Below are 17,840 nucleotides of genomic sequence, written 5' to 3'. Positions count from 1 at the left end.
GTGGGGCCCTGCTCATCCACGTACTATCTGATTTTTCCCCTGCCGCTTGGCCCGGTACATCGCTTCATCCGCGCGGGCAAACAGGCTGTCCAGCGAGCCGTCCTCGTCAGTCAAGCCGGTCAGTCCCTGGCTCACCGTGACCCCATACGCCTGCCCGCCATGGCGGAAGCTCAGGCGCTCGATCTCTCGCTGCAGGCGCTCGGCGATCTGTTCCGCAGCCTGTGCGCTACAGCCAGGAAACACCGCCGCGAACTCTTCACCACCAATGCGCCCGAACAGGTCGCCGCGCCGTAGCACGGCCTTGCTGATGTCGGCGATGCGTTGCAGCACCTGGTCACCTTCCTGGTGGCCGAAGCTGTCGTTGACCTGCTTGAAGTCATCGATGTCCAGCAGCAGGAAGGCCAGTGGGCAGCCGTCCTCGCGGGCGCTGTCGAAAGCCTGACGGGCGCATTCGAAGAAGTGCCGGCGGTTGCTGCTCTGGGTGAGCACGTCGGTGGTCGCCAGGTGATGGAGTTCACCTTCGAGCTGCTTTTTTTCGGTGATGTCCTCGGCGATGCCGACGATGATGACCCGCTCGCCATCGAGCTGCTGGTTGATGTAGCACTTGTCACTGAGCCAGCGCACCTGCCCGCTGGCGGTAAGGATGCGGTATTCACGGTCTTCCACCGCTCCTTTGAGCAGCACCTCGGCCAGGCTGCGCTCGGCGTACTCCCGGTCGTCTGGGTAGATGCTGTCCCGCCATTCGTTGAAATCGGCCATGACCAGGCTGGTGGGGCGGCCGAAGATGCGCTCGTAGGCGGGGCTGACATAAAGCACCTTGCGGGTTTCCCAGTCGAATGCCCAAAGCACGGCATTGACGCTGTCCAGCAGTGAGCTGTACAGCTGTTCACGCTCGCTCAGGCGCGCGACTTCACCCTGGGCATGCAGCAAGGCCAGCAAGGTCTGTGCGGATTCAGGAGGAAGTTTGCCGGGCAAGGATGAATTGCTGTTCTTGGCCATGTGCACGGAACGGTTCTCGACGGGTGAGCGTGCGGCCAGGGACCGGCCCGCCACGCGGGCGATGTGCCGGGTTTGAGTGAGGGGGACGGTGCGAAGTTCCAGCGGGCACGCCCCGTTGCAGGGCGTGCCGATCAACGGCGATCAGGCGTTGGTGGGGCGCAGGGAGTAGGTTTTCAGCTGTGCGGCAAAGTCGTGCAGGGCATGAATACCGCTGGCCTCGGCCTCATGTACCCACTCTTTCATGGCAGCCAGCATGTCGTGACCGTTGGCGCTGGTACGGGCCCAGATCTGCTGCAAGGCCAAGCGCTTTTCGTAGATGGTCTTCAGCGCCTGGCTGTGGGCGAGCATGGTCTCGATGCGCACATGATGGCGGTCTTCCAGCAAGCTGGTTTCGCGCGACAACAGGCGCTTGGCGCGGCGGAAGCGATGGCGCACCGAGGCGTCGACCTTGGTCAGCTCCTGGGTGACCAGCGGAGCGATCACCTGCTTGCGGTACTGGGCCATGATCTGGAAGCGGTTGTTGAGGATGGCCATGGCGGTGTCCATGTCCAGGCTGGCCTTGCCCTCCACACGATGGGCGATGGGCGCGACACGCTGCACCTTGGCCAGGCGCAACAGGCAGAACAGGCGGATCCAGGCCCAGCCCATGTCGAATTCCCAGCGCTTGACCGACAGCTTGGCCGAGTTGGGGTAGGTGTGGTGATTGTTGTGCAACTCTTCGCCACCGATGACGATGCCCCACGGCACCAGGTTGGTGGCGGCGTCACGGCATTCGAAGTTCCGGTAGCCGACCGCATGGCCCAGGCCATTGACCACGCCGGCAGCCCAGAATGGAATCCACATCATCTGCACCGCCCAGATGGTGATGCCGAGAGTGCCGAACAACAGCAGGTCGAGCACCGCCATCAGCGCGATACCACCAAACTTGTAACGCGAATAGACGTTGCGCTCGATCCAGTCATCGGGGCAGTTCTTGCCGTAGATGCGCAGCGTTTCTGGGTTGCGCGCCTCTTCGCGGTACAGTTCGGCGCCTTTGCGCAGGACCGTGCCCAGGCCTTTGTACACCGGGCTGTGCGGGTCATCGGGGGTTTCGCACTTGGCGTGGTGCTTGCGGTGGACAGCGGTCCACTCGCGGGTGTTCTGCGCCGTGGTCAGCCACAGCCAGAAGCGGAAGAAATGCTTGAGCGCGCCATTGAGCTCCAGGGCACGGTGGGCGGAATAGCGGTGCAGGTAAAGGGTGACGCTGACGATGGTCACGTGCGTCATGAGCAGGGTAACGCCAACCAGTTGCCAGGCCGACAAGTCGAGCAGACCGTTGTACCACATAGGTGTAAAAACCCTCGGAGACACAGGAGGAGGTTGTGATTATCCCTTGGTGGGGAAATAAAACCAGTCACCCGTTCAGATAGGGCGTCACGGCATGTTTCTGCCTTTATAATGCCCCATTCTTTTTCATGGGCTTTTTCCCCCGACATGTCTGTTTCTGTTCGCGACGCCTTGCGCATGGCCGCGCTGTATGTGGTGCTCTCGATCCTCTGGTTGGTGCTGTCGGAGGTGGTACTGCGCAGTATGTCTGAAGACCCGCTGGCATTGACCGTGGGGCGGCAGATCAATGTAGTGGTGTGGGTACTGGTCAGTGCGCTGCTGATCTTCGTTTCCCGCGCCCGCCTGCTCAACTTCATCGGCGTCGGTGCGCGCCTGCGCAGTGAGGATCGCGAGCGCCTGCGCATGGCCGCGGCAGTATTTGACAGCACGCTTGAAGGCGTACTGGTGACCGACCGTCAGGGCCTGATCGTGCACGTCAACCGCGCGTTCATGCGTATCACCGGCTATCAACAGGACGAAGTGCTTGGCCAGCGCCCGAGCAAGTTCAAGTCCGGCCGCCACGGCGCACCGTTCTATCAGCAGATCTTCGCCACGCTGGCCGAGAAGGGCGAATGGAGCGGCGAGATCTGGAACCGGCGCAAGAGCGGCGAAATCTATCCACAGTGGCAGACGATCTGCGCCATCCGTGACGACAGCGGTGAACTGACCCATTACGTGGCCGTGTTCAGCGATATCAGTGCCATCCGCCATACCGAGCAGGAACTGGCCTACCTGGCCCACCACGACCCGCTCACCGGCCTGCCCAACCGCTTGCTGTTCAACGACCGCCTCGAGCAGGCCCTGGCCTCGGCGCAGGCCAACAAGCGGGGCTGCGCCTTGTTGCTGCTCGACCTGGATCATTTCCAGAGCATCAACGATGGGCTGGGCCATACCATTGGCGACCAACTGCTCAAGCTGGTAGGCGAGCGGCTGAACGAGGAGCTGGGCAGCGGCGTGACCCTGGCACGCCTGGGCGGCGATGAGTTCGGCGTGCTGGCAGAGAACTGCCAACAGGTCGGCCAGGCCGGCAAGCTGGCCCAGACCCTCATCGAACGCATGCGCGAACCCTTCGAATTCGAAGGGCATCGGCTGTTCATCAGCGTCAGCGTGGGCATCAGCCTGTTCCCAAGCGATGCCTTGAGCGCCGAGCAGTTGCTGCGCAACGCTGACTCCGCGCTGTTCAAGGCCAAGACCAATGGCCGGGCCTGTTACGCGTTGTACACCGAAGAGCTGACAGCCCACGCCCAGCACCGTGTGGAAACGGCAGGCGAGTTGCGTCGGGCGCTGGCGCAGCATGAGCTGCGGGTGTTCTTCCAGCCGGTACACGACTTGTTCACGTCGAGGATGGTCGGGGTGGAAGCGCTGGTCCGCTGGCAGCACCCGTTGCGTGGCCTGGTGCCGCCCGGGGCGTTCATCCCCATCGCCGAGCGGTCCGGGTTGATTGCCGAAATCGATGCCTGGGTGCTGCGCCAGGCGTGCCAGCAGATGGTTCAGTGGCAAGCTGACGGGCGCGAGCTGACGTTCGTCGCGGTGAACATCTCCAGCCGGCTGTTCGGCCAGCGGGACTTGTACCAGCAGGTGGCCGACGTGCTGCATGACACTGGGCTGGATCCGGCCTTGCTGGAGTTGGAAGTGACCGAAAGCGCGGTGATGGAAGACCCGGAAGTCGCGCTGGAGCAGTTGCACCGGTTGCGCGAGCTGGGCCTGAGCCTGGCCATCGATGACTTCGGCACCGGTTATTCGTCACTGCTGCGGCTCAAGCGCCTGCCGGTACAGAAGCTGAAGATCGACCAGGGTTTCGTCGCCGGGCTGCCACTGGATGATGATGACATCGCCATTGTGCGGGTGATTATCGCCCTGGCCCGAAGCATGGGCATGCAGGTGCATGCCGAGGGCATCGAGCAAGCCGAGCAGGCCAGGTTCCTGCTCGAGCAGCAGTGCCAGCTGGGGCAGGGGTACTGGTTTGGGCGGCCGGTGCCGGCGGCGGAACTGCACTGGGATTGAGCAGGCTGCTTCGCGCCCCTTCACCGACTTGCCGTGATGGGGCGCGAAGCGGCCCTTGGCCTAGCGCTTGTTCAAGCCCTTCGCCAACCGATCACCCCCCACCTGAATCACCGCCACCAACGCCACCAGCATGGCGATCACGGTCAGCATGATCTGGCTGTCGAAGCGCTGATACCCATACCGATAGGCAATATCCCCCAAGCCCCCGGCACCGATCGCCCCGGCCATCGCCGACGAGTTGATCAGGGTCACCAAGGTGATGGTGAAGCCACCCACGATCCCCGGCAGCGCCTCGGGCAGCAGCACATGCCAAACGATGTGCCAGCGCCGGCAGCCCATGGCCTGGGCGGCTTCCACCAGGCCATGGTCAACCTCACGCAGGCTCACCTCGGCAATGCGTGCGAAGAACGGCGTGGCGGCGATGGTCAGTGGCACGACCGCGGCCCATACGCCATAGGTGGTGCCGACTACCAGGCGGGTGAACGGGATCAGCGCGACCATCAGGATCAGGAACGGGATGGAGCGGAACAGGTTGACGAAAGCACCCAGCACCCGGTTCAACAGCGGTGCCTCGAAGATGCCGCCCTTGTCGCTGGTCACCAGCAGTACTGCCATGGGCACGCCCACCAGCAGGGCAATCAGCGAAGAGACGCCGACCATCAACAGGGTGTCGAGCAAGCCCTCGAGCAAACGATCAAACCACATGGCCCAGTACCTCTACGTCTTCAGCCCAGCGGCGGGCACGTTCGAGCAATTGATGGGTGTCGTGGGGTGAACCCTGGACCGATACGATCAGTTGCCCTAGGGCATGCTCACCGATGGTTTCCACGCCACCCTGGAGCAGGCGCACGCGGCCGCCCAGGTCATTGAACAGGTCCGACAGCGCGGGCTCACCGAGCACCGAAAGTTTGAGCACCACCGCGCTGTCACGGCCCACCGGGCTTGCGCGCAGGCTTGCCTGCAACGCCGCAGGCAGCTTGGCCTGCAACGGTGCCAGCAGGGTACGGGTGACCTCATGACGCGGCGTGCCGAACACTCGCCAGACCTCGCCCTGCTCGACGACTTCACCGCGTTCGAGCACCACGACACGGTGGCAGATGTCGCGAATCACGGCCATTTCGTGGGTAATCAGAACCACCGTGAGGCCCAGGCGCCGGTTGATATCGCGCAGCAGCTCGAGGATCGAGGCCGTGGTTTCTGGGTCCAGTGCCGAGGTGGCCTCGTCGCACAGGAGAATGTCGGGGTCATGCACCAACGCCCGGGCGATACCGACCCGCTGCTTCTGGCCGCCAGACAACTGCGCGGGATAGACGTGATGCTTTTCCTGCAGGCCGACCAGTTCGAGCAGCTCGCGCACCTTGCGCTGGCGTTCGGCCTTGGCCACGCCGGCCACTTTCAGCGGCAGTTCGACGTTCTGCCACACGGTCTTGGCCGACATCAGGTTGAAGTGCTGGAAGATCATGCCGATGCGGCGGCGCAGCGCCACCAGGCGGTCTTCATCGTACGATCCGATGTCGACCTGGTCGATCAGTACCCGGCCCTCGCTGGGTTGTTCCAGGCGATTGATGGTGCGCAGCAGCGACGATTTTCCTGCGCCGCTGCGGCCGATGATGCCGAAGATTTCCCCTTTGCGGATGTTCAGGTCGATGCCTTGCAACGCTGGCTGCGCCTGGCCCGGGTAGGTCTTGCCGAAGCCAACGAAGCGGACATGGGCTTCGTTGACCTCTGGACGCAAGGCCTGCTCCCGAGCCGGTGGCGGCGCGGTTTGAGCGGTGGGCGCCCTGAGGGCGCTGGCCGGGCTCATGTCAGCCTTCCCAGCCGGCTTGGTAGAGGCTGCCATGGGCCTTGTTCAGCGCTGCGCGCACGGCTGGCGAATGCTGGTAGATGTCAACGAACTTGGCCAGGCGCGGGTCGTCCTTGCTTTGCGGGCGAATGACGAACTGGATCACGTACTCCTTGTTTTCCAGGCCGTCGAACAGCAGTGCCGAGGTGGCGTCGAAGGTGTTGGCCAGGCGGATATAGGCCGGGTAGCCCTGCACCAGGTCGGCATCGTCATAGGCGCGCACCAGTTGCACGGCTTCCACCTGGAGGATTTTCAGCTTCTTGGGGTTGGCGACGATATCGTCCTCGGTGGCCTTGTAGCCCACCCCGGGCTTGAGCGTGATCAACCCAGCCTTGGCCAGCAGCTGCAAGCCGCGGCCACTGTTGATCGGGTCGTTGGCAATGGCCACGCTGGCGCCTTCGGGCAGTTCGGCGAAGCTTTTGTACTTCTTCGAGTAGAGCCCGACGTTGTTGATGATGCCGGGGGCGAACGGCACCAGGTTGAAGCCAGCTGCGGCCTTGGCGTTTTCCAGGAAGGGGATGTGCTGGAAGTAGTTCACGTCGATGTCGCCGCTGTTGAGGCTGACATTGGGTGCGATCCAGTCACTGAACTCGATCAGCTTCACCTCAAGGCCCTGCTTGTGGGCTTCTTCCACTGCGGCTTCCAGCGGAATGGCGAAGGCAGCGGTGGTGCCCACCTTCAGCGGCTCGGCAGCCAGGGCCACGCCGGCCAGGCCAAGGGTGAGGGCGAGGGCCGCGACGGGCCGGAACAGGTTCTCAAGCATGATGCGGGACTCCAGTCTTGGCAGGGGTGGCGGCGTGGCGGTAGCGCGAGCCGGGGTGGTCGACAGGCAGGTGCGGGTGGTCACTCTGGAACAGCTTTTCGCGCAGGGTGCCTTCGGCGTAGGCGGTTTTGTAGCGGCCGCGCTGTTGCAGTTGCGGGACCACCAGGTCGATGAAGTCCTCGTAGCTTTCGGGGGTGACGGTGCGGGTCAGGTTGAAACCGTCCAGGCCGGTTTCATCGATCCAGGCGATCAGGTGTTCGGCGACCTGTTCGGGTGAGCCGACCAAGGTCACGTAGCGCCCGCCCAGGGCGTGCTGCTCCAGCAGGCGGCGGCGGGTCCAGGCATTTTCCTGTAACTGGCGGGTCGCCGACTGGATGGCGTTGCCCTTGCTGGCGCCGATCGGCTCATCCAGTTCATAGGCGGCAAAGTCGATGCCGGTGGAGGCAGCGAAATGAGCCACGCCGGCTTCGGGGCTGGCATGGCGCAGGTACTCTGCGTACTTGGCCTGTGCCAGCTGCTCGGTGGGGGCAACGATCACCGTGATCCCCATGAAAACCTTGACCGCCTGTGGGTCGCGCCCCGCCGCCTGGGCAGCGGCGCGTACCTTGTCGACCTGGGCGCGGGTGGCGGCTTTGTCCTGGCCGCTGATGAAGACGCATTCGGCATGGTTGCCGGCGAACGCCAGACCACGCGGCGAGCTGCCCGCCTGGAACAGCACCGGGGTGCGCTGGGGGGAGGGTTCGCACAGGTGGTAGCCCTCGACCTTGTAGAACTCGCCAAGATGGCTGACCTTGCGCACCTTTTCGGGTTCGGCATACACCCGCCGCTGCCGGTCTTCGACCACTGCATCGTCAGCCCAGCTGCCTTCGAGCAGCTTGTACAGCACTTGCAGGTATTCATCGGCCTGGTCGTAGCGGCGGTCGTGCTCGGGTTGGTGCTCCAGGCCCATGGCGCGGGCGGCGCTGTCTAGGTAACCGGTGACGATGTTCCAGCCGACCCGGCCATTGCTCAGGTGGTCAAGGGTGGAAAGCCGCCGGGCGAACAGGTACGGCGCCTCGTAGGTGAGGTTGGCGGTCAGGCCAAAGCCCAGGTGGCGCGTGGCGGCGGCCATGGCCGAGACCAGGAGCAGAGGGTCGTTGACCGGCAGCTGGATGGACTCTTTGAGTGTCACGTCCAGCGACTTGCCGTAGACATCGTAGGTGCCGACGATATCGGCAATGAACAGCCCGTCGAACAGCCCACGTTCCAGCAGGCGCGCCAGGTCGGTCCAGTAGCTGAGGGACTTGTATTGGGTGGAGTTGTCCCGTGGATGGGTCCACAGACCGTGGTTGATATGCCCGATACAGTTCATGTTGAAGGCATTGAGCAAAATCTGCTTGGCCATCAGATGGTCCCCCGGCGCGGTGGGTTTTCGTCGTTGAGGTAGTAGTTGCCGATGGCGTGGTACTTCCAGCGCACCGGGTCGTGCAGGGTGTGTACCCGGGCGTTGCGCCAGTGGCGGTCGAGGTTGTGTTCAGCCAGGGTGGCCTGGCTGCCGGCCAGCTCGAACAGCGTGGTGCTGGCAGCGAGGGAGATCTCGGTACTGATCGCCCGTGCTTCGGCCACTGCAATGGACGCCGCTGCAAGGGTGTCGGCAGTACTGTCGGCCTGGGCACGGTCGAGGTATTCGCCCGCCCGCTCGAGCAACGCCTCGGCGGCGTGCAGGCGGATCGTCAGGTGGCCGAAGCTCTTCAGGGTCAGCGGGTCTTCGCTGGCCTTGTCCAGGCCTGAGTCGACCCACGGCCGGCTACGGGTGCGGACGAAGTGCAGGGCATCTTCATAGGCTGCGCGAGCAATGCCGGTGTCGATGGCCGCGTGAAGAATCTGCGCCAGCGGGCCGACCGGGGTAGGGCGTTCGAAAGCCGATTGAAATGGCACCACGTCCTCGGCGCGGACAAACACGTTGTCGAACACCACCGAGCCACTGCCGGTGGTGCGCTGGCCAAAGCCGCTCCAGTCGTCGATCACCTGCAGGCCGTGGCTGTCTGCGGGTACGAAGGCCAGCAGCTGCACACCGTGTTCGTCCACTACCGAGGTTGGGATGCGCTGGGCGTAGAGGGCGCCGGTGGCGTAGAACTTGCGGCCGTTGATGCGGTAGCCGTCGCCGTCGCGGGTCAGGCGGGTAGTGCGGTCATGGGCGGTCTTGGTACCCAGCTCAGCCAGGGCGTTGCCAAAGCGTCGGCCGGCCAGCACTTCGGCGTAAAGGCGTTGCTGTTGTTCGGGGCTGCCGTTTACGCGCAGCACTTCCAGGGCATAGAAGTGGTTTTGCGGTATCTGCCCCAAGGAGGCGTCTGCCTGGGCAATGCGGGCAATGACCTTGGCCAGGGTGACATTGGACACGCCGGCACCGCCAAAGGCCTTGGGCACGCTGATCGCCCACAGGCCGGAGCGGGTGAACAGGTCCAGCTCGGCGTGGGGCAGGCGGCGCTCCCGGTCGCGCAAGATGCTGTCGCGGCGCAGTTGCTCGGCGACCTGCTCGGCGATGGCCAGGGCCTGGGTGTCTGTGGTGATAACGGTTGTTGTCATGGTGTTCTCCGGGGCCTCTGGGGACCGCTGTGCGGCCCATTCGCGGGGCAAGCCCGCTGCCACAGGTACAGCGTTGACCTCAGGTTTCTTGAGATCTCTGTGGACGCGGGCCTGAGCTGCGAATGGGCTGCACAGCAACCCCAAGGGCCAAATTCAGATCCAGGAATGCCGCGCAGGCAGGGTGCCGTTCAGGTGGTAAGCGCCCACCGCGTGGTACTTCCAGCGCACGGGGTCGTGCAGCGTGTGCACCCGGGCGTTGCGCCAATGGCGGTCGAGGTTGAACTCGGCAAGGGTGGCGCGACTGCCGGCCAGCTCGAACAGCTTCTCGCTGGCTTGCAGCGAGATCTCAGTGGTGAGCACCTTGGCCTCTGCCACGGCAATCGAGGCGCGCGCCGCGGCGGCCGCATCGATGGGGGCGGCATTGACTTCGTCGAGGACCCGCGCAGCCCGGCGCAGCAGCGCCTGGGCAGCGTGCAGCTCGAGTTTCAGGCGGCCGATGTCGGCAATAACGTAAGGGTCATCGCTGGCGCGTTCGACCTTGGCCTCGATCCAGGGTCGCGACTTCTCGCGCACGAAGCGGATGGTGTCTTCGATCGCGGCCTCGGCGATGCCGGCATCGATGGCGGCCTGGATCAGTTGCGACCCTGCGCCTTGAATATTGGGCGTGTCGCGCTGGCGCCAGTTGTCGATCACCAGGTCGGCATCGACCGGCACCCGGTCGAGCAACACGGTGCCGCTGGCCGTGGTGCGTTGGCCGAAGCCCGACCAGTCATCGACGATGCGCAGCCCCGGGGAGCCCCGGCGCACGAACGCCAGGCGCTGCCGGCCTTCGTCGTCCAGCGCCTTGACAGCCACCCAGTGGGCGAACAGGGCGCCGGTGGAGTAGAACTTCTCGCCGCTGATGCAATAGCTGTCGCCGTCGCGGGTGATCCGTGCCTTGAGGGTCAGGGTGTCCTTGGTGCCGCGCTCGGGCCCGGCATTGCCGATGCGCCAGCCGTCCAGCACGCTGCGGAAGATCAGCGCCTGCTGCGCCTCGGTGGCAGTCAGGCGCAGCAGCTGCAGCATGCCGAACTGGTTCTGCGGGATCTGCCCCAATGCCGGGTCGGCAGCGCTGATGATGCGGAACACCTCGGCGATGGTCTCGAACGAAACATCGGGGCCGCCATGGGCTTTGGGGACGCTGATACTGCCCAGGCCGCTGCGGGTGAACTGTTCGATCTCGGCCCAGGGTAACTTGCGTTGCTGGTCGCGACGCGCGGCCTGTTCGCGGGCGGCGTCTGCGAGTTCGCGGGCCGCTTGCAGGGCTTCGGCATCGTTGCGCAGTACCTTGGCCGGCAGCAGCAGGGGCGAGCTGTCGAGATCGCTATGGAAGCGGGTATTTGGCTGGCTGGACATCAGTACCGCTCCTTGGCTGCACTCAATGCCCTGGCGATACGCACTGGGGTGATTGTGATCCTGACCATTCCTAACCTCACAAAGTGGATGCGTCGCTGCAGCTGATGGCGACTGACGTTTGCTGGTCCGGTGGTCCGGTTTATATACCCTAATGGCTTATCAAAAGTTTATGAACTAACTCTTTGGAATATATATAGAAGCGGGGATCGGCTTCGCAGAGGTTGGCCCTGTCGCCGGCAAGTTTGCCCCTACCGGCTGCGCAGTGCTTGAAAACCGTGGTGTGCGTGTGGGGTTGGGCTACTCGGAAGCCGCTGTCCCGAGAAACTTACGCAAGAACTGCCGCGTTCGTTCTTCCCTGGGGCTGGCGAACAACGCTTTGGCTTCGCCCTGTTCCACGATCACGCCCTTGTCGAAGAAGATCACCCGGTTCGCCACATCGCGAGCGAAGCTCATTTCGTGGGTAACGATGATCATGGTGCGTTTTTCCTCGGCCAGGCCGCGGATGGTCGCCAGCACTTCACCGACCAGTTCTGGGTCGAGCGCCGAGGTGGGTTCATCGAACAGGATCACCTCCGGCTCCATGGCCAGTGCCCGGGCGATGGCCACGCGCTGCTGTTGCCCGCCGGACAGGCGCCGGGGGTAGGCGTCTTCCTTGCCTGCCAGGCCGACCTTGGCCAGCAGCTTGCGACCCAGTTCGATGGCCTGGGCGCGCGGGGTTTTCTTGACGATCACCGGCCCTTCGATGACGTTTTCCAGCGCGGTACGGTGGGGGAACAGGTTGAAGCTCTGGAACACGAACCCGGCCTGCTGGCGCAAACGGCGAATAGCACTCTGCTGGCCACCGAGCGGGCGGTTCGCATCGATGCTGATGTCGCCGATCTGGATACGCCCGGCATCGGGTGTTTCCAGCAGGTTGAGGCAGCGCAGGAAGGTGGTCTTGCCCGAGCCACTGGGGCCGATAATGGCCACCACTTCGCCGGGCTGCACGGTCAGGTCGATGCCGTTGAGCACGGTCTGGCCCTTGAACTGCTTGGTCAGGCCTTCTACTACGATCATCTCACTGCTCCTGGTCGTGCTGGTTGACCCGCGCTTCCATGCGGTTCTGGAAGTGCGCGAGGATGCTGCAGAGGATCCAGTAGATCACTGCCACCGCCAGGTACATGGTGAATACCTCGAACGTGCGGGCGGTAATCAGCTGTGCCTGGCGGAACAGCTCCGGCACCTGGATGGTCGCCGCCAGCGCGGTGTCCTTGACCAGCGAGATGAAACTGTTACCCAAGGGCGGCAGTGCGGTACGCAACGCCTGCGGCAGGATCGCCCGGCGCATCGCCTGGGTGCGGGTCATGCCGATGCTGGCGGCAGCTTCCCACTGGCCCCGGTCGATCGAGGAAATGGCCGAACGCAGGATCTCGCAGATGTACGCGGCCATGTTCAACGACAGGCCGATCAGCGATGCCGGGATCGGGTCGAGCTCGATGCCGATCTGCGGCATGCCGAAGTAGATCACGAACAGCTGCACCAGCAGCGGCGTGCCACGGAAGAACGAGACGTAGATGCGTGCCAGCCAGTTCAGCGGCAAGATCTTCGACAGGCGCATCAGTGCCAGGGCAAAGCCCAGCACCAGGCCGAAGAACATGCCGCCGACACTCAGCAGCACGGTGTAACCCGCACCCTTGAGCAGGAAGGGTGCGGAGTCGACAACCAGTTGCAGGCTTTCAGCGATCATTTAGTGACATCGGCACCGAAGTATTTCTCGGACAGCTTGGCCAGCGTGCCGTCGGCTTTGAGCTTGTCCAGTGCCTTGTTGATCGCAGCCAGCAGCTCAGGCTCGCCTTTGCGCAGGGCTACGCCGCTTTCCAGACGCGAGAAGGCATCGCCCGCCAGCTCGGTGTCCTTGGCTTTCTGCGCGTACTCCAGCGCAGCCAGACGGTCGATCAGGATGGCGTCGATGCGGCCGTTGCGCAGGTCGGCGAACTTGCTCGGGTCATCCTCGTAGGTGCGCACGTCCGCTTGCGGCACGTCCTTCTTGACCCACTGTTCGTAGTTGGTGCCCAGGCCCACACCGACCTTCTTGCCTGCCAGGTCTTCGGCCTTGTGGATGTTCAGGTCCGCGGCTTTCTTCTTCAGGATCAGCGCCTGGATGCCGGAGATGGTGTAGGGCTCGGAGAAGTCGTACTTCTTCTTGCGCTCTTCAGAGATGGTCACCTGGTTGATCACCACATCCAGGCGCTTGGACTCCAGAGCGGCGAGGATGCCGTCCCACTTGGTCGGTTGGACCTTGGCCTTGACCCCCAGCTCCTTGGCCAGCAGCTCAGACAGTTCGACCTCGAAGCCTGTCAGCTTGCCATTTTCGTCCTGGAAGCTGAACGGCGGGTAGGTGCCTTCGAGGCCGACGTTGATCACGCCCTTTTCCTGGATGGTCTTGAGTTGTTCGCCTGCGAATGCGTGGCTGAACAGACCCGCGCCCAGCAGAATGGCCAGGCTGGCATTGAGAAGCGGTTTGGCGAATTTCGACATGTCAGGCCCCGCGCTTGTTGTGGTAGTGGTGGGTGGCGACTATAGGGTTGGCCTGTTAGGCCAGGAAATAATAAAAAATTATTTTGTTATTACTTTTTATGTTTTCCCCAGGCGCTTGCTGCTTTGAAGGGTAGGCCAGGATGCCGGGTCCGTCATCGCTGCTTATGCCTGACTTAGCGCAGGATGGAATAAAGCGTTGTTTTTTCCAAGGGGCTGATTTGCCGTAAAGTGGTTTGCAAAATGACTGAATGGCCCTGGCAGGAGATCACCGTGAGCGAACAACCATCATCCGCGCATTGGCAGTTGCAGAGCATCGTCAGCGGCTTGCGCGGCGCCCGTGAGCAGTGGCGCAGCCGCAATGGCCGAAGCATTGGCGAGCAGGGCGGGCGCGAGTTGCCCTCGCGAGAGGCCATGCGGCAGATTCTCGAACAGCTCTGCGGAGCGCTGTTCCCGATGCGCCTGGGGCCGGTCGATCTGCGCGAAGAGAGCGAAGACTTCTACGTTGGTCACACCCTCGATGCCGCGTTGACGGCCTTGCTTGCCCAGGCCCGCCTGGAATTGCGTTACGCGGCACGTCAGAGCAAGGCCGACCTGGCCGCCGTGGATGCCCACGCGCTGCGCCTGATCCAGGATTTTGCCGCCGCCTTGCCGGGCCTGCGGGTGCTACTCGACACCGATGTGCTGGCGGCCTATCACGGCGACCCGGCGGCGCGCAGCGTCGATGAAGTACTGCTGTGCTACCCGGGCATCCTGGCGATCATCCACCACCGCCTGGCTCACCACTTGTACCAGGCGGGCCTGCCGCTGCTGGCGCGGATCAGCTCGGAGCTGGCGCACTCGGCGACTGGCATCGACATCCACCCCGGTGCGCAAATTGGCCCGAGCTTCTTCATTGACCATGGTACGGGTGTGGTCATCGGCGAAACGGCGATCATCGGCGAGGGCGTGCGGATCTATCAGGCCGTGACCCTGGGCGCCAAGCGCTTCCCCAGTGATGAGTCGGGGACGCTGCACAAGGGCCTGGCCCGCCACCCGATCGTCGAGGACGATGTGGTGATCTACGCCGGCGCTACCATCCTGGGGCGGATCACCATTGGCAAGGGTTCGACCATTGGCGGCAATGTGTGGCTAACCCGGAGTGTGCCGGCGCAGAGCAACATCACCCAGGCCAATCTACAGTTGGATTGCCAGGACAAGCATTGACCCGAGGGTTTTTTGCCCATACCGACCCTGTCGCCGGCAAGCCGCTTCCCGCAGCGAGTCCAACGTGCGTGTGAGCGCTGGCTTGCCGGTGATAGGGCGAACATGGCGCACCGGCCAGCACCCCGGGTCGCATCAAATGCCGATCCATGTTTAACTTGAACGCTTGTTCAACGAAAAAACGCTGGTCCGCTGCCGGTGTTCAACAGGAGGATTCCTTTGCTGAACCCGTTCAATCCGAACCTCACGTCATTCGACGAGGTGCATGAAGCATGACTGCACCGACCCCTTCCCTTGCCAATGGCAAGATCCGCATGAACCCCCCGGTGTTCTATTTTGCGGCGAGTTTCATCCTCATCTTCGGCCTGGTGATCATCTCGCAACCGCAAGCAGCGGGTGAATGGCTCCTGGCAGCGCAGAACTGGGCGGCCAACACGGTCGGCTGGTACTACATGCTGGCCATGACCCTGTACCTGGTCTTCGTGGTGGTCACCGCCTTGTCCGGCTACGGCAAGATCAAGCTTGGCGCCGACCACGACGAACCAGAGTTCAGCTACCTGTCTTGGGCCGGCATGCTGTTTGCCGCCGGCATCAGTATCACGCTGTTCTTCTTCTGTGTTTCCGAGCCGCTTACGCACATGCTACAGCCCCCGCAGGGTGAGGGGGGCACGGCCGAGGCTGGGCGCCAGGCGATGCAGATACTGTTCCTGCACTGGGGCCTGCATGGATGGGGCGTGTTCGCCTTCGTCGGCATGGCGCTGGCCTATTTCGCCTATCGCCACAACCTGCCGCTGGCCCTGCGTTCGGCGTTATACCCCCTGATCGGCAAGCGCATCAATGGGCCGATCGGTTATGCGGTGGACGGCTTCGGTATCATCGCCACAGTGTTCGGCCTGGGGGCCGACATGGGCTTTGGGGTACTGCACCTGAACGCAGGCCTGGACTACCTGTTCGGCATCAGCCATAGCCAGTGGGTGCAGGTCACCCTCATCGCCCTGATGATGGGCGCGGCGGTGGCCGTGGCGGTGGCGGGGGTCGAGAAGGGCGTGCGGGTGATGAGCGACATCAACCTGTTCCTGGCCTGCGCCCTGCTGTTGTTCGTGCTGTTCGCAGGCCCGACCCAGCATTTGTTCAACACCCTGATCCAGAACCTTGGCGATTACCTCGGCGCCTTGCCGCGCAAGAGCTTCGACGTTTACGCCTACGGTGAGAACCGCGACTGGCTGGGTGGGTGGACAGTGTTCTACTGGGCCTGGTGGATTGCCTGGGCGCCCTTCGTGGGGCTGTTCATCGCCCGTATTTCACGCGGTCGGACCATTCGTGAGTTCGTCTTCGGCGTGCTGCTGATCCCGCTGGGTTTCACCCTGGCGTGGATGTCGATCTTCGGCAACAGCGCACTGGACCAGGTCATCAACCACGGCATGACCGCACTGGGTCAGTCGGCGCTGGACGATCCGTCCAGGAGCCTGTACTTGCTGCTGGAAACCTACCCGTGGAGCAAGACGGTGATCGCCGTCACGGTGTTCATCAGCTTTGTGTTCTTCGTCACCTCGGCCGACTCGGGCACGGTGGTGTTGTCGACCCTGTCTGCCAAGGGCGGTGACGCTGACGAAGACGGGCCGAACTGGTTGCGTATCTTCTGGGGGGCGATGACCGCGCTGATTACCAGCAGCTTGCTGTTCGCGGGCAGCATCGACTCATTGAAGTCGGCGGTGGTGCTGACCTCGCTGCCGTTCTCGCTGATCCTGCTGTGCATGATGTGGGGGCTGCACAAGGCGTTCTACCTTGAAGGCCAGCGGCAGATCGCGCAGATGCATTCGCTGGCGCCGTTCGCGCAATCCAGGCGCGGGCGCGGAGGCTGGCGCCAACGGTTGAGCCAGGCCGTGCACTTCCCTTCACGCGATGAGGTATACCGCTTCATGGATGACGTGGTGCGCCCGGCGATTGCCGACGTCCGCGAAGTGTTCGAGCAGAAGGGCCTGGTGCTGGTGACCCAGGACGACCCAAGCCATGACAACGTCAGCCTGAAAGTTGGCCATGGCGAAGAGCAGCCGTTCATCTACCAGGTGCAGATGCGTGGCTACTTCACCCCATCGTTCGCATTGGGTGGGCTGGGCACGCAGGAGTTGAAGAATCGCCGCTACTATCGGGCGGAAGTGCACTTGAGCGAAGGCAGCCAGAACTACGACCTGGTGGGCTACAGCAAGGAGCAGATCATCAACGACATCCTGGACCAGTACGAGCGGCACATGCAGTTCCTGCATCTGGTCAGGTAGAGGGCCAGGGGCCGCTTTGCGGCCCTTTCGCCGGCTAGGCCGCCGTTGTCAGAACGGCGCATCACCAAGGATGGTCGCCCGGTGCATCACCCGCCGGTTCGGCCGGTAATCATCCACCGCAAAATGCTGGGTCACACGGTTGTCCCAGAACGCCACGTCATTTTCCTGCCAGCGCCAGCGAATGCTGAACTCCGGCCGTGTCGCATGGGCGAACAGCAGCTTGAGCAGGGCCTCGCTCTCCAGCTCGCTCAGTTCGTTGATCCGTGTGGTGAACCCTTCGTTGACGAACAGCGCCTTGCGCCCGCTCACCGGATGGGTGCGGACCACCGGGTGCGACAGCGGCGGGTTGTTGCGCCGGGTAGCCTCCCAGCGGGCGAGGTCCTCTGGCGTGGTGCCGAAGCGCTCGAGCGGGAACGACTTGGTGAAATCATGGGTTGCGGTCAGGCCGTCGAGCATCGCCCGCAGCGGCGCCGAAAGGGCCTCGAGCGCCGCGATGCCACTGGCCCATAAGGTGTCGCCACCGTAAGCCGGTAGCTGCTTGGCACTGAGTACTGCGCCCAGCGCCGGGGTTGGCAGGAAGGTCACGTCGGTGTGCCACACGGCGTTGTCGCGCACGTCGGTGACCGCCGTGTCGAGGACCAGCACCTGTGGGGTTTCTGGCACGTTCGGGTAGATCGGGTGAATGTGCAGATCGCCGAAGCGGGCAGCGAAACGCGCTTGCTGCTCAGGTGTGATCGGCTGGTCGCGGAAGAACAGCACCTGATGCTGGAGCAGCGCCTGCTCGATGGCGTCACGCTGCTCGGGCGTGATTTCACGGCTGATGTCCACGCCGCTGATCTGGGCACCAAGCGCCGGGCTGAGGGGGGTGATGGTCAGGCTCATGTCGGTTCTCGTTCTAGGCGCCGGTCTGCCG

The 17,840-nt window shown here is 63.5% G+C and carries 15 protein-coding genes; 3 read left to right on the top strand and 12 right to left on the bottom strand.

What is annotated here, in order from left to right; translation table 11 throughout:
- Positions 1 to 12 precede the first annotated feature (12 nt).
- Together APH34_RS23340 and desA are read right to left on the bottom strand one after the other, a co-directional pair.
- Positions 13 to 999 (bottom strand): sensor domain-containing diguanylate cyclase, encoded by a 987-nt coding sequence (locus APH34_RS23340; protein WP_054903152.1) that lies wholly within the window; start codon positions 997 to 999, stop codon positions 13 to 15.
- A gap of 141 nt (positions 1,000 to 1,140) precedes the next feature.
- On the bottom strand, positions 1,141 to 2,325 hold the full coding sequence (desA, locus tag APH34_RS23335) for a delta-9 fatty acid desaturase DesA (RefSeq protein WP_054903151.1): 1,185 nt from the start codon (positions 2,323 to 2,325) through the stop codon (positions 1,141 to 1,143).
- 147 nt (positions 2,326 to 2,472) lie between these two features.
- Here desA and dibA point away from each other — a divergent pair, with 147 nt between their 5' ends.
- Positions 2,473 to 4,368 carry a phosphodiesterase DibA gene (gene dibA / locus APH34_RS23330; protein ID WP_054903150.1) on the top strand — a complete coding sequence of 632 codons (1,896 nt, stop codon included), beginning with the start codon at positions 2,473 to 2,475 and terminating at the stop codon, positions 4,366 to 4,368.
- 60 nt (positions 4,369 to 4,428) lie between these two features.
- On the opposite strand, the gene APH34_RS23325 is transcribed toward dibA, so the two are convergent.
- The 9 genes from APH34_RS23325 to tcyJ all read right to left on the bottom strand — a co-directional run bounded on the left by APH34_RS23325 (position 4,429) and on the right by tcyJ (position 13,451).
- Entirely contained in the window at positions 4,429 to 5,073 is a 645-nt protein-coding gene (locus tag APH34_RS23325) for a methionine ABC transporter permease (protein ID WP_054903149.1), read from the bottom strand.
- Positions 5,063 to 6,172 carry a methionine ABC transporter ATP-binding protein gene (locus APH34_RS23320; protein ID WP_054903148.1) on the bottom strand — a complete coding sequence of 370 codons (1,110 nt, stop codon included), beginning with the start codon at positions 6,170 to 6,172 and terminating at the stop codon, positions 5,063 to 5,065. The genes APH34_RS23325 and APH34_RS23320 overlap by 11 nt, the downstream gene beginning before the upstream one ends.
- Position 6,173: 1 nt before the next feature.
- Positions 6,174 to 6,974, bottom strand: a complete 801-nt coding sequence (locus APH34_RS23315; protein ID WP_054903147.1) for a MetQ/NlpA family ABC transporter substrate-binding protein — start codon at positions 6,972 to 6,974, stop codon at positions 6,174 to 6,176.
- Positions 6,967 to 8,358: an LLM class flavin-dependent oxidoreductase gene (locus APH34_RS23310; protein WP_054903146.1), complete on the bottom strand. Its 1,392-nt coding sequence runs from the start codon at positions 8,356 to 8,358 to the stop codon at positions 6,967 to 6,969. The genes APH34_RS23315 and APH34_RS23310 overlap by 8 nt, the downstream gene beginning before the upstream one ends.
- Positions 8,358 to 9,539, bottom strand: a complete 1,182-nt coding sequence (locus APH34_RS23305) for an SfnB family sulfur acquisition oxidoreductase (protein ID WP_054903145.1) — start codon at positions 9,537 to 9,539, stop codon at positions 8,358 to 8,360. Before APH34_RS23305 ends, APH34_RS23310 begins: the two co-directional genes overlap by 1 nt.
- A gap of 153 nt (positions 9,540 to 9,692) precedes the next feature.
- On the bottom strand, positions 9,693 to 10,934 hold the full coding sequence (locus APH34_RS23300; protein WP_054903144.1) for an SfnB family sulfur acquisition oxidoreductase: 1,242 nt from the start codon (positions 10,932 to 10,934) through the stop codon (positions 9,693 to 9,695).
- Positions 10,935 to 11,231: 297 nt separating this feature from the next.
- Positions 11,232 to 11,990 (bottom strand): L-cystine ABC transporter ATP-binding protein TcyN, encoded by a 759-nt coding sequence (gene tcyN, locus APH34_RS23295; RefSeq protein ID WP_054903143.1) that lies wholly within the window; start codon positions 11,988 to 11,990, stop codon positions 11,232 to 11,234.
- Between the two features lies 1 nt (position 11,991).
- Positions 11,992 to 12,660, bottom strand: coding sequence for a cystine ABC transporter permease (tcyL, locus tag APH34_RS23290; RefSeq protein WP_054903142.1), 669 nt, complete (start codon positions 12,658 to 12,660; stop codon positions 11,992 to 11,994).
- Positions 12,657 to 13,451 (bottom strand): cystine ABC transporter substrate-binding protein, encoded by a 795-nt coding sequence (gene tcyJ, locus APH34_RS23285; protein WP_054903141.1) that lies wholly within the window; start codon positions 13,449 to 13,451, stop codon positions 12,657 to 12,659. Before tcyJ ends, tcyL begins: the two co-directional genes overlap by 4 nt.
- A gap of 270 nt (positions 13,452 to 13,721) precedes the next feature.
- Here tcyJ and epsC point away from each other — a divergent pair, with 270 nt between their 5' ends.
- Positions 13,722 to 14,654, top strand: a complete 933-nt coding sequence (epsC, locus tag APH34_RS23280) for a serine O-acetyltransferase EpsC (protein ID WP_054903169.1) — start codon at positions 13,722 to 13,724, stop codon at positions 14,652 to 14,654.
- A gap of 311 nt (positions 14,655 to 14,965) precedes the next feature.
- Positions 14,966 to 16,927, top strand: a complete 1,962-nt coding sequence (gene betT, locus APH34_RS23275) for a choline transporter BetT (protein ID WP_177337051.1) — start codon at positions 14,966 to 14,968, stop codon at positions 16,925 to 16,927.
- A gap of 48 nt (positions 16,928 to 16,975) precedes the next feature.
- Here the strand turns inward: betT and tauD are convergent, their stop codons facing one another.
- A complete protein-coding gene (tauD, locus tag APH34_RS23270; protein WP_054903139.1) occupies positions 16,976 to 17,809 on the bottom strand; it encodes a taurine dioxygenase in 834 nt (277 codons plus the stop codon).
- Positions 17,810 to 17,840: the final 31 nt, after the last annotated feature.

Source organism: Pseudomonas sp. NBRC 111131 (assembly GCF_001320525.1).
Taxonomy (GTDB): domain Bacteria; phylum Pseudomonadota; class Gammaproteobacteria; order Pseudomonadales; family Pseudomonadaceae; genus Aquipseudomonas; species Aquipseudomonas ceruminis.
Note: the sequence above shows the minus strand (reverse complement) of the source record. Positions and strands in the feature narration are given on the sequence as shown.

What these genes read in the sequence shown, in the direction of transcription:
- tcyL (WP_054903142.1), bottom strand. Translation starts at nt 12,660, where the DNA reads ATGATCGCTGAAAGCCTGCAACTGGTTGTCGACTCCGCACCCTTCCTG.
- APH34_RS23340 (WP_054903152.1), bottom strand. Translation starts at nt 999, where the DNA reads ATGGCCAAGAACAGCAATTCATCCTTGCCCGGCAAACTTCCTCCTGAA.
- tcyN (WP_054903143.1), bottom strand. Translation starts at nt 11,990, where the DNA reads ATGATCGTAGTAGAAGGCCTGACCAAGCAGTTCAAGGGCCAGACCGTG.
- tauD (WP_054903139.1), bottom strand. Translation starts at nt 17,809, where the DNA reads ATGAGCCTGACCATCACCCCCCTCAGCCCGGCGCTTGGTGCCCAGATC.
- betT (WP_177337051.1), top strand. Translation starts at nt 14,966, where the DNA reads ATGAACCCCCCGGTGTTCTATTTTGCGGCGAGTTTCATCCTCATCTTC.
- APH34_RS23315 (WP_054903147.1), bottom strand. Translation starts at nt 6,974, where the DNA reads ATGCTTGAGAACCTGTTCCGGCCCGTCGCGGCCCTCGCCCTCACCCTT.
- desA (WP_054903151.1), bottom strand. Translation starts at nt 2,325, where the DNA reads ATGTGGTACAACGGTCTGCTCGACTTGTCGGCCTGGCAACTGGTTGGC.
- APH34_RS23320 (WP_054903148.1), bottom strand. Translation starts at nt 6,172, where the DNA reads ATGAGCCCGGCCAGCGCCCTCAGGGCGCCCACCGCTCAAACCGCGCCG.
- tcyJ (WP_054903141.1), bottom strand. Translation starts at nt 13,451, where the DNA reads ATGTCGAAATTCGCCAAACCGCTTCTCAATGCCAGCCTGGCCATTCTG.
- APH34_RS23310 (WP_054903146.1), bottom strand. Translation starts at nt 8,358, where the DNA reads ATGGCCAAGCAGATTTTGCTCAATGCCTTCAACATGAACTGTATCGGG.
- APH34_RS23300 (WP_054903144.1), bottom strand. Translation starts at nt 10,934, where the DNA reads ATGTCCAGCCAGCCAAATACCCGCTTCCATAGCGATCTCGACAGCTCG.
- APH34_RS23325 (WP_054903149.1), bottom strand. Translation starts at nt 5,073, where the DNA reads ATGTGGTTTGATCGTTTGCTCGAGGGCTTGCTCGACACCCTGTTGATG.
- dibA (WP_054903150.1), top strand. Translation starts at nt 2,473, where the DNA reads ATGTCTGTTTCTGTTCGCGACGCCTTGCGCATGGCCGCGCTGTATGTG.
- APH34_RS23305 (WP_054903145.1), bottom strand. Translation starts at nt 9,539, where the DNA reads ATGACAACAACCGTTATCACCACAGACACCCAGGCCCTGGCCATCGCC.